At 58.3% G+C, this 12,162-nt stretch carries 9 protein-coding genes and 4 pseudogenes; 1 reads left to right on the top strand and 12 read right to left on the bottom strand.

The window, feature by feature from the left end:
* Window positions 1-70: 70 nt before the first annotated feature.
* The 7 genes and pseudogenes from HX855_RS33885 to HX855_RS12055 all read right to left on the bottom strand — a co-directional run.
* Window positions 71-187: pseudogene (locus HX855_RS33885) on the bottom strand (TonB-dependent receptor plug domain-containing protein); the annotation flags it as partial.
* A 77-nt stretch (window positions 188-264) separates the two neighbouring features.
* Window positions 265-882: a GAD-like domain-containing protein gene (locus tag HX855_RS12080; RefSeq protein ID WP_177085491.1), complete on the bottom strand. Its 618-nt coding sequence runs from the start codon at window positions 880-882 to the stop codon at window positions 265-267.
* Window positions 883-894: 12 nt separating this feature from the next.
* Window positions 895-1,218, bottom strand: a pseudogene (locus tag HX855_RS12075) (polymorphic toxin type 15 domain-containing protein); the annotation flags it as partial.
* Between the two features lie 3 nt (window positions 1,219-1,221).
* Window positions 1,222-1,475, bottom strand: a pseudogene (locus HX855_RS33035) (GAD-like domain-containing protein); the annotation flags it as partial.
* A 415-nt stretch (window positions 1,476-1,890) separates the two neighbouring features.
* Window positions 1,891-2,043, bottom strand: a complete 153-nt coding sequence (locus tag HX855_RS33880) for a ParB N-terminal domain-containing protein (protein ID WP_375140080.1) — start codon at window positions 2,041-2,043, stop codon at window positions 1,891-1,893.
* Between the two features lie 533 nt (window positions 2,044-2,576).
* Window positions 2,577-2,864, bottom strand: a pseudogene (locus HX855_RS12060) (FecR domain-containing protein); the annotation flags it as partial.
* A complete protein-coding gene (locus tag HX855_RS12055; protein WP_177085489.1) occupies window positions 2,825-3,757 on the bottom strand; it encodes a LysR family transcriptional regulator in 933 nt (310 codons plus the stop codon). The gene HX855_RS12055 and the pseudogene HX855_RS12060, both read right to left, overlap by 40 nt.
* A 110-nt stretch (window positions 3,758-3,867) precedes the next feature.
* On the opposite strand from HX855_RS12055, the gene HX855_RS12050 reads away from it, so the two are divergent.
* Entirely contained in the window at window positions 3,868-4,713 is an 846-nt protein-coding gene (locus HX855_RS12050) for an oxidoreductase (protein ID WP_177085487.1), read from the top strand.
* 7 nt (window positions 4,714-4,720) lie between these two features.
* Here the strand turns inward: HX855_RS12050 and HX855_RS12045 are convergent, their stop codons facing one another.
* Genes HX855_RS12045 through HX855_RS12025 form a run of 5 tightly spaced genes read right to left on the bottom strand, consistent with a single transcriptional unit; the run spans window position 4,721 to window position 12,096 of the window.
* On the bottom strand, window positions 4,721-6,334 hold the full coding sequence (locus tag HX855_RS12045) for an ABC transporter ATP-binding protein (RefSeq protein WP_177085485.1): 1,614 nt from the start codon (window positions 6,332-6,334) through the stop codon (window positions 4,721-4,723).
* A gap of 1 nt (window position 6,335) precedes the next feature.
* Window positions 6,336-7,355, bottom strand: coding sequence for an ABC transporter permease (locus HX855_RS12040; protein ID WP_177085483.1), 1,020 nt, complete (start codon window positions 7,353-7,355; stop codon window positions 6,336-6,338).
* Window position 7,356: 1 nt separating this feature from the next.
* Entirely contained in the window at window positions 7,357-8,430 is a 1,074-nt protein-coding gene (locus HX855_RS12035) for a microcin C ABC transporter permease YejB (RefSeq protein WP_017477557.1), read from the bottom strand.
* A gap of 1 nt (window position 8,431) precedes the next feature.
* Window positions 8,432-10,270, bottom strand: coding sequence for an extracellular solute-binding protein (locus tag HX855_RS12030; protein WP_177085480.1), 1,839 nt, complete (start codon window positions 10,268-10,270; stop codon window positions 8,432-8,434).
* Window positions 10,267-12,096, bottom strand: coding sequence for an extracellular solute-binding protein (locus HX855_RS12025; RefSeq protein ID WP_177085479.1), 1,830 nt, complete (start codon window positions 12,094-12,096; stop codon window positions 10,267-10,269). Before HX855_RS12025 ends, HX855_RS12030 begins: the two co-directional genes overlap by 4 nt.
* Between the last annotated feature and the right edge of the window lie 66 nt (window positions 12,097-12,162).

The raw sequence follows: 12,162 nt of genomic DNA, 5'->3' as shown, positions 1-12,162 counted from the left end.
GGTGGGGGCCACGACGGCGTTGCCGTGGCTCACTCAAAAGTCCCAGCGGGTCGCCAATTGCAGGGGCTGGAAACTCCCAGCGTTCGCTGTCGTAGTTCTGCACGCTCACACCGGGCGCGCGGCGCAGGGTGTCGGCGATGCTGTTGGAACCTTGGTCGTCCATTTGCTGGCGGGTGATGACCATAACAAAGTACATTCGTCAATTTACCCATCATGCCAGATAAGTCACCACCTCCCTTGCGAGTTGGTATTGATACCCTTGTCTTAAAGGTCTGAAAAACTGTAAGGCTGAAGCTCTGTAATCTGTGAAAGCAGTATCAAATGCTCCACTGCTTTTACTTTTTCAAGATGACCAAGGGTGTCTGACCCGCCCAACATAAACGCTGGAACAAAGCCATACATCTCGTCATGACGCAAAACCCCCAGCTTTCTCTTCGCTGGTTTGAACAGATCGCCATAATCGTTAGAGTCAAAATTTCTGGATAGTAGAAAAGAGCGGAGCCCTTTGTCCATTTGCTCCCCTGTATATATAGATGAATGTGTTGTATAGCGAGAAAGGATACTAGTTATTTTAAGGGACGCCCCCGTTTTTTCACCCCAAAGATACAGATCGCCAAAGGCACTACGGGCAATCAGATGGTAGGTATCAAAGGCTTCAAATTTCGTTCCTTCAAGCCAAGCCCCTATCACCCCCTCGTACTCTTGCGGGTTCACTAACCAGAAGATGCCATCGCCGTAACCGCACCAGCCATGTTCAGCCCAATACTCAAAAAGTTGATTGGGCAATTTGCCTTTATATCGCTCGATACTTGACGGTGGCACTTCCTGTCGGTCAATGATATTGCCGAACTCTTCTAAAAAAATTGAAAATACTTCATCCATTATTCATCACCTTTAATACTTATGGAGCCTTACATTGAGGAAGGTTGATTCTCTCATTGGTTTTGATATGTTTTCAGCTACACTTTTCAGGTTTTCTATTTTATTTTTCCACTGTGGACCAATGCTTGAATTCACCTGTCTGTCACCAAAGTCTGCAATAATGTCCTTGCCGCCAGCGCTCAAGTCGGGGTTATGCAGGCCAGCAAGGTTTGACATCGTTTCTTTAGCTTTTTTTAGACTCTCTACTCTCGCATCTTTGGGGGTCAGAGTTTGTAAAAACTCTTCGTTAAACCGTCCTTGTAATTTATCTTGTAAATCCTTTCTGGCTCGTGTGGCTGGAGCAATTAAGTGGTACGTGTCACGTTCTTCAAGGATTGTCCCTTCAAGCCAAGATGCAACTACTCCTTCGTGCTCTTGAGGATTAACTATCCAGAAAATTCCATCACCGTATCCGCACCAGCCGTGCTCAGCCCAATATTCCAGAAGCTGATTGGGCAGTTTCCCCCTATAACGCTCGATACTCGACGCTGGCACTTCCTGACGATCAACTGGGCCACCAAACTTTTTAGGAATCTAGAAAATACCTTGTCCAAACGACACCTACCCAATGTCAGCGACCCGGTAATTCATTCCGCGCAGCTTATACCCTTTAGAGTCAGCCAAAAATATTGGCTTTTTCAAGGCACGAAAATCTCTGCCTCAGACGAGACATCAATGCGTTGGCATATCTCGGACAGCGATGCTAATGCCCCGTCCGACAACTGAAAATAAATCATTTCCACCTCTTGGTTATCGTCGAACACTATAGACATCCCTATGCCTTCGCCTGCATATTTCCTTATCCCGGAATACTCTTCTAGAAACGTAAGCCTCAGGGTTTCTATTAAGTCATCGCCAATATTTTTTGATAGACGCACAGAGCTTTCAAACTCCCAACCATCCTCTCCGAGCATCCTGCTGGCCCGGATAGGGACTATAAACGCAGCTTTATATTTTTTAGTCATTACATCACTCCCAAATGTCGACCGGAATCTTTTCAATACCCGCTTTTTTTGCTGCCGCCGCCCGATGGTGTCCGTCCTGAGTTTCCAGTCGCTCCGTGCCGGGATTCCTCCAGACATCAACGGGATGATTTGGATCGAAGCCATTTTTTTTCCATATCTTTCGTGAGGCGATTAATCTGCGACCCGGACATCTCAGACTTGGTTTGTGTTGAAATCAGATTCCCAGGATTCTCGTATGATCTCCTCGGTTTAAGACCCCTTGGAGAATGAGTATCAGAGCGAGGTGACGGCGCTGGGGCAGGTGTTTCTTGTGAGCCTATCGCCCCTTTACGCGTTTCAGCCTTTATCCCTGATAATGTGTTTATCATCACCTCGTCGGAGTATGGGGAATAATGGAGTGATAAATCAATAGATACGGCAGATAAGATAAGGAGTGGATTGATAGGCTAGTCGTTTTATACAGTTACCCAATGGCACCGAGTCTTTTTTTGATGTTGTTTTGTTTTTGAAAGTTATAGGTGTATGTAGGAGTTTTCTTTAAGAACAATCCCACTTACAGGGCTATTGTCCTTGATGTAGTTAAATTCAAAGTTTTCATCCGTGTTTAAATCGCGTTCGACTTTTCGAGTTCGTACCATTTCGGTCTGCCTATACTAAGTTTCTTCCAAGGTTTTTCGTTCGCTAGTCTTATAGCGGGAGGTTGTCCGCCAGCAACACGCCACGGCCCCAGGCTTCGCGGGTGGCGGACGCCGGTAAGCGGGCAGTGAACCCGTCACGGGTGAAAAACACTTGTTGCCCGGCCTCGGTGATTTGCACCTGATGGCTCGCGGCGGTGCGCACTTCGACTCACCCTTCAAACACATTGAGCAGCGTGCTGTCGCCGTCCTGCAACACGCTGAACCGGGTGCCCAGCGCCCGCAGGCGGCCCTGTTCGGTGTCTACCAGGAACGGGCGGCCTGGATCCCGGGCGGTCTCGAGGCGACCCAGGCGGTCGCCAAATCGATAAAGGCCCGCAGTTTCGGCTGGTTCTGGGTACGGGAGGGAAAATACAGGTACAGCCCGCTGCTGGGTGGCACAAAAGATTGCAGGACCTGCACCAGGGCGCCCGATGCCAGGTCATCCACCACCTCAAAGTCACTCACATAGGCCAGGCCCTGGCCGGCCCGGGCGGCGGCGATCATCAGGTTGCGATCATTGACGATCAGCCCGCCCTGAACGCCGACCGTGAACACTCGGCCCGCCCGCGCGAATTCCCAACGGTGCGCGGTGCCGGCGGTGAGGAAGCGATAGCCGATGGTTTGATGGCCGGTCAGCGCCTCGGGCGTCGCCGGGGTGCCAGCCTTGGCGAAGTAGGCGGGAGCACCCACCACCGACCAGTTCAAGTCCGGCGTGAGGCGCACGGCGACCATGTCTTTGTCGATGGATTCCCCCAGCCGAATCCCGGCATCGAAGCCCTGGGTCACCAGATCCACGGCAGCATCATCCAGGGAAATATCCAGCACTACATCCGGAAATGCCTCGCGAAAGCGTGGGATCAATGGCTCGATCAGCAGCTTGCCGGACAGGCGCGGCACTGTGAGGCGCAGGGTGCCCATGGGCCGGTCACGGTAGCCGCTGAGGGCTGCCAGGGCGTCGTCGATTTCCCCGGCGGCGGGGCGCAAGCGGGCGTAAAGCGTCATCCCGGCTTCGGTCAGCGCCACCCGCCGTGTGGTGCGCTGGAACAACACCACGCCCGTGCGCGTCTCCAGGGTTTTTATTGCGTGGCTGACGGCCGTCGGCGTAACCCCAAGGCGTGCGGCGGCCTGGGTGAAGCTCTTCAGTTCGGCGACGGCGAGAAATTCGGTCAAGCCATTGAATGGATCAAGGTTCATCGGATTTCCATTATGAAATTCAGATTCATAGTGCTTGTAGCACGAGCGGGTTTTTCAGGCTAATGCGGAGGCGTACCTTTACCTCACTTTCACTCCATCAGGTACGGATCATGACAACGGCACATTCCTTCAAGCGTGTTTGGCTGGTGACCGGGGCTTCCCGGGGCATCGGCGCAAAAATCGTCGCGGCGGCGCTGGCCCACGGCGACGCGGTAGTGGCGACGGCCCGCAATGCTCAAGCGGTGATTGAACGATTTGGCGAGCAGCCCGGCTTGCTGGCGGTGCAACTGGATGTGACCCATGAATCCCAGGCCGCTGACGTGGCCCGCGCCGCAGTCGAGCACTTCGGGCGTATCGATGTGCTGGTCAATAACGCCGGTTTCGGCTTGTTGGGTGCGGTGGAGGAGGCGTCTGCCGATGAGATTCGTCGGCTGTATGAAACCAACGTGTTCGGCCTGCTTAACGTCACGCGGGGTGTATTGCCGTTCATGCGCCAGGCGCGCAGTGGGCATGTGATCAATATCTCGTCGGTGGGCGGCTTCCGCTCCGGTGCTGGATTTGGCACCTATTGCTCGACCAAGTTTGCCGTCGAGGGTTTGAGTGAGGCGCTGCACGCAGAACTCGCCCCCTTGGGCGTCAAGGTCACCGTGGTGGAGCCGGGATACTTCCGTACCGACTTCCTGGACGGTAACTCCCTGGTGGAGTCGCCCCTGGTCATTGAAGACTACGCCGCCACCTCTGGGGAGGTGCGCAAGCTGGCCAAGGTCTACAACCAGCAGCAACCGGGTAACCCGGAGCTACTGGCAGTGGCCATGATCAAATTGGTAGAAGCGCCGCACCCGCCCATGCGCCTGGCACTGGGCACTGATACGTTGCAGGCGATTGAGGGCAAGCTGGCTTACGTCAAGGAAGAGACCGACGCCTGGCGTGAGTTGTCGGCCTCAACCGATTTTTAAGCGTCCGTCAGGCCGGATCAGGGCTGGGCACCAGAAACGCTGCCTCCAGCAATTGCCGCGTATAGGCATGCTGGGGGTTGGCGAAGATCGCCGGTGCATCCCCTTGTTCCACTGCTTGCCCATGCTTGACCACCATCAACTGGTGACTCAAGGCCTTGACCACTGCCAGGTCGTGGCTGATGAACAGGTAGGTCAGGTTGTACTTGGTCTGCAGGTTGCGCAGCAGCTCCACCACCTGGCGCTGCACGGTGCGGTCGAGGGCCGAGGTCGGTTCATCCAGCAATATCAGCCGGGGCTTGAGCACCAAAGCCCGGGCGATGGCGATGCGCTGGCGTTGGCCGCCGGAGAATTCGTGGGGGTAGCGATTGCGGGCCTCCGGGTCCAGGCCCACTTCCTTGAGCGCGGCAATAATCGCCGCTTCCTGTTCGGCCGCAGTGCCCATCTTGTGGATGCGCAGGCCTTCGCCGACGATCTCGCTCACGCACATGCGCGGGCTCAGGCTGCCGAACGGGTCCTGGAACACCACCTGCATTTCCCGGCGCAGCGGGCGCACCTGTTGCTGGCTCAGCTTATCCATCTGATGGCCTTCAAAGCGGATGCCGCCCTTGCTGGCAATCAGCCGCAAAATCGCCAGGCCCAGGGTGGATTTGCCCGAGCCGCTTTCACCAACAATGCCCAGTGTCTGGCCTTGGGGCAGGCTGAAGTTGATGCCATCCACGGCCTTGACGTAATCGATGGTGTTGCGCAAGAAGCCTTTCTTGATCGGGAACCAGACCTTCAGGTCCTCGACTTCCAGCAACGGCGGACCGATTGCATTGGTGGCAGGCCCGCCGCTGGGCTCGGCCGCCAGCAGTTCCTGGGTGTACGGATGTTGGGGTGACTGGAACAGGGTTTCGCACTCGGCCTGCTCGACGATGCAGCCTTTTTGCATCACACAGACCCGGTGGGCAATGCGCCTGACCAGGTTCAAGTCGTGGCTGATCAGCAGCAAGGCCATGCCCAGGCGCGCCTGCAATTCCTTGAGCAACTCCAGAATTTTCAACTGTACGGTGACATCGAGCGCCGTGGTCGGCTCGTCTGCAATCAGCAGTTCAGGCTCATTGGCCAGGGCCATGGCGATCATCACCCGCTGGCGCTGGCCGCCGGACAGTTCGTGAGGCAGGGCCTTGAGGCGCTTGTGGGGCTCGGGGATGCCCACCAGTTCCAGCAACTCCAGGGTGCGCTGGGTGGCGATTTTGCCGGTCAGCCCCTTGTGCAGGCCGAGCACTTCGTTGATCTGCTTCTCGATGGAGTGCAGCGGGTTCAGCGAGGTCATCGGCTCCTGGAAAATCATCGCCACCCGGTTGCCGCGAATATGCCGGATGGTTTTTTCTTTCATCGTCAGCAAATCGTTATTGGCGTACTGGATGGTCCCGGAAGGGTGACGGGCCAGCGGGTAGGGCAGCAGGCGCAGGATCGAGTGCGCCGTCACCGACTTGCCGGAGCCGCTTTCGCCCACCAGCGCCAGGGTTTCGCCGCGCTTGATATCGAAGCTGACGTTGTTCACCACCCGCTGGTGGCTGTTGCCTACGACGAACTCGACAGAGAGGTCGCGGACTTCGATCAGATTGTCCTGATTCATCTCATTTCCTCGGGTCGAAGGCATCGCGAGCGGACTCGCCGATAAACACCAGCAAACTCAACATGATCGCCAGCACGGCAAAGGCACTGATGCCCAGCCACGGCGCTTGCAGGTTGGATTTGCCCTGGGCCACCAGTTCACCCAGGGATGGCGAACCGGCGGGCAGGCCAAAGCCCAGGAAGTCCAGGGCGGTGAGGGTGCCGATGGCACCGGTGAGGATGAAGGGCATGAAGGTCATGGTGGAGACCATGGCGTTGGGCAGGATATGGCGGAACATGATCGCGCCGTTCTGCATCCCCAGCGCCCGGGCCGCCCGCACGTATTCCAGGTTACGCCCGCGCAGGAACTCGGCGCGCACCACGTCCACCAGGCTCATCCAGGAGAACAGCAGCATGATCCCCAGCAGCCACCAGAAATTGGGCTGCACGAAACTGGCGAGGATGATCAGCAGGTACAGCACCGGCAAGCCGGACCAGATTTCCAGGAACCGCTGGCCGGCCAGGTCGACCCAGCCGCCGTAGAAACCCTGCAAGGCGCCGGCGATCACGCCGATGATCGAGCTGAGTACCGTCAGCGTCAGGGCAAACAGCACGGAAATCCGGAAGCCGTAGATCACCCGTGCCAGCACATCGCGGCCCTGGTCATCGGTGCCCAGCAGGTTGTCCCGTGACGGCGGTGCCGGCGCCGGAACCTTCAGGTCGTAGTTGATGCTCTGGTAGCTGAACGGGATCGGTGCCCACAAGGTCCAGGCGTCCTTGGCCTTGAGCAGCTCCTGGATGTAGGGGCTTTTGTAGTTGGCTTCCAGCGGGAATTCGCCGCCGAAGGTGGTCTCGGGGTAGCGCTTGAGAGCCGGGAAATACCAGTCGCCGTCGTAGTGCACCGCCAGCGGTTTGTCGTTGGCAATCAACTCGGCGCCCAGGCTCAGGCCGAACAGGATCAGGAACAGCCACAGCGACCACCAGCCACGTTTGTTGGCCTTGAAGCGCTCGAACCGGCGACGATTGAGGGGGGATAGATTCATCTCAATGCTCCCGGCTGGCGAAGTCGATGCGCGGATCGACCAGGGTGTAGGTGAGGTCGCCGATCAGCTTCACCACCAGCCCCAGCAGGGTGAAGATAAACAGCGTGCCGAACACCACCGGGTAGTCGCGGTTGATCGCCGCTTCAAAGCTCATCAGGCCCAGGCCGTCGAGGGAGAAGATCACTTCCACCAGCAACGAGCCGGTAAAGAAGATGCCGATAAACGCCGACGGAAAGCCGGCAATCACCAGCAGCATCGCGTTGCGAAACACATGGCCGTACAGCACGCGGTGGTTGGTCAGGCCCTTGGCCTTGGCGGTGACCACGTATTGCTTGTTGATCTCGTCGAGGAAGCTGTTTTTGGTGAGCAGGGTCATGGTGGCGAAGTTGCCGATCACCAGGGCGGTGACGGGCAGGGCCAGGTGCCAGAAGTAATCGAGGATCTTGCCGCCCCAGCTCAACTCGTCGAAGTTGTTGGAGGTGAGCCCCCGCAGCGGAAACCAGTCGAAATAACTGCCGCCGGCGAACACCACGATCAGCAGGATCGCAAACAGGAACGCCGGGATCGCGTAGCCGACGATGATCGCCGAGCTGGTCCATACGTCGAAATGGCTGCCGTGTCGCGTGGCCTTGGCGATCCCCAGCGGGATCGACACCAGGTACATGATCAGCGTGCTCCACAGCCCGAGGGAGATGGACACCGGCATCTTTTCCTTGATCAGGTCGATGACCTTGGCGTCACGGAAGAAGCTGTCGCCAAAGTCCAGCCGGGCGTAGTTCTTGACCATGATCCACAAACGTTCCGGCGCCGATTTGTCGAAGCCGTACATCTTTTCGATTTCCTTCACCAGCGCCGGGTCCAGGCCCTGGGCGCCGCGGTAGCTGGAGCCGGCCACCGAGACTTCGGCACCCCCGCCGGCGATACGGCTGGTGGCGCCTTCAAAGCCTTCGAGCTTGGCGATCATCTGCTCCACCGGGCCACCCGGGGCGGCCTGGATGATCACAAAGTTGATCAGCAAAATACCGAACAGGGTCGGGATAATCAGCAGCAATCGGCGAACAATATAGGCCAGCATCTCAGTCGCCCCCGCTCGCCGGATCGGCGGTCTGGTTGGTGTCCACGGTTACCGCAGGCTTGGCGTCGGGTTTGCTCCACCAGGTGGCGGTGCCGACGTCATACCGCGGTGATACTTTTGGATGGCCGAGGTGGTCCCAGTACGCCACGCGGAAGGTCTTGATGTGCCAGTTGGGGATCACGTAGTAGCCGAACTGCAGCACGCGGTCCAGGGCCTTGGCGTGGGCCACCAGGCTCTTGCGCGAGTCGGAGTCGATGAGTTCTTCCACCAGTTGATCGATGGCCGGGTCTTTCAGGCCGATGTAGTTGCGGCTGCCGGGCTTGTCGGCGCTGGACGATTTCCAGTACTCACGTTGCTCGTTACCTGGCGAGGAGGATTGCGGGAAGCTGCCCACCACCATGTCGAAATCCCGGGAGCGGATGCGGTTGATGTACTGCGAGATATCCACCCGGCGAATCACCAGGTCAATCCCCAAGTCTGCGAGGTTGCGCTTGAACGGCAGCAGGATGCGTTCGAACTCGGTCTGGGCCAGCAGGAACTCGATGGTCACCGGTTTACCGGTGGTGTCCACCATCTTGTCGTCGACGATCTTCCAGCCGGCCTCTTTCAGCAGTTGGTAGGCCTCGCGCTGCTGGGTGCGGATCATGCCGCTGGCGTCGGTCTTCGAGGGCTCGAAGGCTTCGGTAAAGACCTGGGGCGGGACTTTGTCTCGCAGCGGTTCAAGAATCGCCAGCTCGTCCGGGCCGGGCAGGCCGGTGGCGGCCATCTCGGAGTTTTCAAAATAGCTGCGGCTGCGGGTGTAGGCGCCGTTGAACAGTTGCTTGTTGCTCCATTCGAAGTCCAGCAGCAGGCTGATGGCCTTGCGTACCCGTACGTCCTGGAACATCGGTTTACGGAGGTTGAACACGAAACCCTGCATCCCGGTGGGGTTGCCGTTGGGGATTTCTTCCTTGATCAGGCGGCCTTCGGCAACGGCGGGGGTGTTGTAGGCGTTGGCCCAGTTTTTCGCGCTGATTTCCAGCCAGTAATCGAACTGCCCGGCCTTGAGTGCTTCGAGGGCCACCGTGTTGTCGCGGTAGTAATCGGTGACGCGGTAATCGAAGTTGTAGAAGCCCTTGTTGATCGGCAGGTCCTTGGCCCAGTAATCCTTGACCCGCTCATAGCGGATGGAACGCCCGGCCTTGACCTCGGCCACCTTGTACGGGCCGCTGCCCAATGGAATCTCCAGGTTGCCCTTGGAAAAATCGCGGGTTTCCCAGTAATGCTTGGGCAATACCGTCAGTTGCCCGAGGATCAGCGGCAGTTCGCGGTTGTTGGTGCGCTTGAACTTGAACAGCACCCGCAGCGGGTCCTCGGCGACCACTTCATCGACGTCGGCGTAGTAGGTTTTGTAGATAGGGGAGCCGTCTTTCATCAGCGTCTGGAAGCTGAACACCACGTCTTCGGCGCGGATCGGGTGGCCGTCGTGGAAGCGCGCTTCGGGACGGATGTAGAAGCGTACCCAGCTGTTGTCCGGGGCCTTTTCGATCTTGCCGGCCACCAGGCCGTATTCGGTGATGGGTTCGTCCAGGCTTTGCTGGGCAAGGGTGTCGTAGATCAGGCCGATGTTGTCGGCCGGTACGCCCTTGCTGATAAACGGGTTGAGGCTGTCGAAGCCGCCCATGCTGGACTCGCGGAACGTCCCGCCCTTGGGTGCATCCGGGTTGACGTAGTCGACATGCTTGAAGTCGGCGGGGTACTTGGGCGGTTCGTTGTAGAGGGTCAGGGCATGTTGCGGGGCCGCGCTGGCGGTGGCGCAAAACAGCAGGCCGCCAAGGAATGCAGTACGCAAAGGTATCATTGGGCTTTCTCCGAAGCTTTCAGCCACCATGCGCTCAGGCCCAGGCTGTAGGGCGGCGTGGTAACGAAGGCGAACCGGTTGCGGTACGCCAGGCGATGATAGTTGAGGTACCAGTTGGGAATACTGTAGTGCTGCCACAGCAGCACGCGGTCGAGCGCCCGGCCGGCGGCCAATTGTTCTTCACGGGTTTGCGCCGCCAGCAGCTGTTCCAGCAGATGGTCGACCACCGGGTTGGCGATGCCTGCGTAATTCTTGCTGCCTTTGATCCCCGCCTGGCTGGAATGGAAGTACTGCCACTGTTCAAGGCCGGGGCTGAGGGTCTGGTTAAGGGTCATCAGAATCATGTCGAAGTCGAACTGATCGAGGCGTTGTTTGTACTGTGCGCGGTCTACGGTGCGCAAGCGGGCGTCAACGCCGATGCTTGTCAGATTCTCGACATAGGGTTGCAGGATGCGCTCCAGGTTTGGATTGACCAGCAGGATCTCCAGCCGCAGGGGCTGCCCGTCACTGTTGAGCAGGCGCTGACCGGACAGCTTCCAGCCGGCATCGGCCAGCAGCGCGAGGGCGCGGCGCAGGGTTTCCCGGGGGATACCGCGTCCGTCGGTCTGGGGCAGGCTGAAGGGCTGGGTAAACAGGTTGGCCGGCAACTGGTCGCGATAGGGCGAGAGCATCAGCCATTCATGGCCGGTAGGCACGCCGGTGGCAGAGAACTCGCTGTTGGGGTAATAGCTGAGGGTGCGTTTATAGGCGCCGCTGAACAGCGTGCGGTTGGTCCACTCGAAATCGAACATCAAGCCCAACGCTTCGCGGACCTTGGCCTGGCTGAAGGTCGGGCGCCGGCTGTTCATGAACAGGCCCTGGCTCTGGGTCGGGATCTGGTGGGCGATCTGCGCCTTGATCACATCGCCACGGTTGACCGCCGGGAAGTTGTAGCCATTGGCCCAGTTCTTGGCCTGATGCTCGATATAGATATCGAACTCGCCGGCCTTGAATGCCTCGAAAGCCACGTCGCTGTCGCGGTAAAACTCCACCTCGACCTTGTCGTAGTTATAGAAACCACGGTTGACCGCCAGGTCCTTGCCCCAGTAATCCTTGACCCGTTCGAACACCAGTTGGCGTCCCGGCGAGACCTTTGTGATGCGGTAAGGGCCGCTTCCCAGCGGCGGCTCGAAGGTGGTGGCCTTGAAGTCACGGTTTTTCCAGTAATGCTGGGGCAACACCGGCAGTTCGCCCAGGCGCAGGATCAGCAACGGGTTACCCGCGCGCTTGAACACGAAACGAATGCGATGGCGGTTGAGAATGTCGACCCGGGCCACTTCCTGCAGGTTGGTGCGGTACTGCGGGTGGCCTTCGGTCAGCAGCGTGCGATAGGAAAACGCCACGTCGTAGGCGGTAATCGGTTTGCCATCGTGGAAGCGCGCCTCGGGGCGCAGGTTGAACACCACCCAACTGCGGTCTTCGCTGTATTCCACCGATTGGGCAATCAGGCCGTAGCTGGACGTCGGTTCATCGCCGGACGGGGCGTACTGGCCGGTGCCGACCATCAACGGCTCGTTGAGCTCGTTGACCCCGTATTGCAGGAAGTTGGCGGTGGAGACCGGGCTGGAGCCCTTGAATGTGTAGGGGTTCAGGGTGTCGAACGTGCCAAACGCCATGACCCGCAAGGTACCGCCTTTCGGCGCTGCGGGGTTTACCCAGTCGAAGTGGGTGAATTTGGCCGGGTACTTGAGCGTGCCGAACTGCGCATAACCGTGGCTCTCGGTGATGGTCGCGTTCGCGGAAAAGCTCAAGGCCAGACTTATTAGTAGAAGGAGGGGACGCTTCAAGTCAGAGATCCGATCCAGGCGGCTTGGGCTTTATGAGCCGTACAGTAACAGCTTGTTCCGATTGGA

This window comes from Pseudomonas sp. IPO3778, from assembly GCF_013386825.1.
Lineage (GTDB): Bacteria > Pseudomonadota > Gammaproteobacteria > Pseudomonadales > Pseudomonadaceae > Aquipseudomonas.
This window is presented reverse-complemented; position numbering and strand designations above follow the sequence as displayed.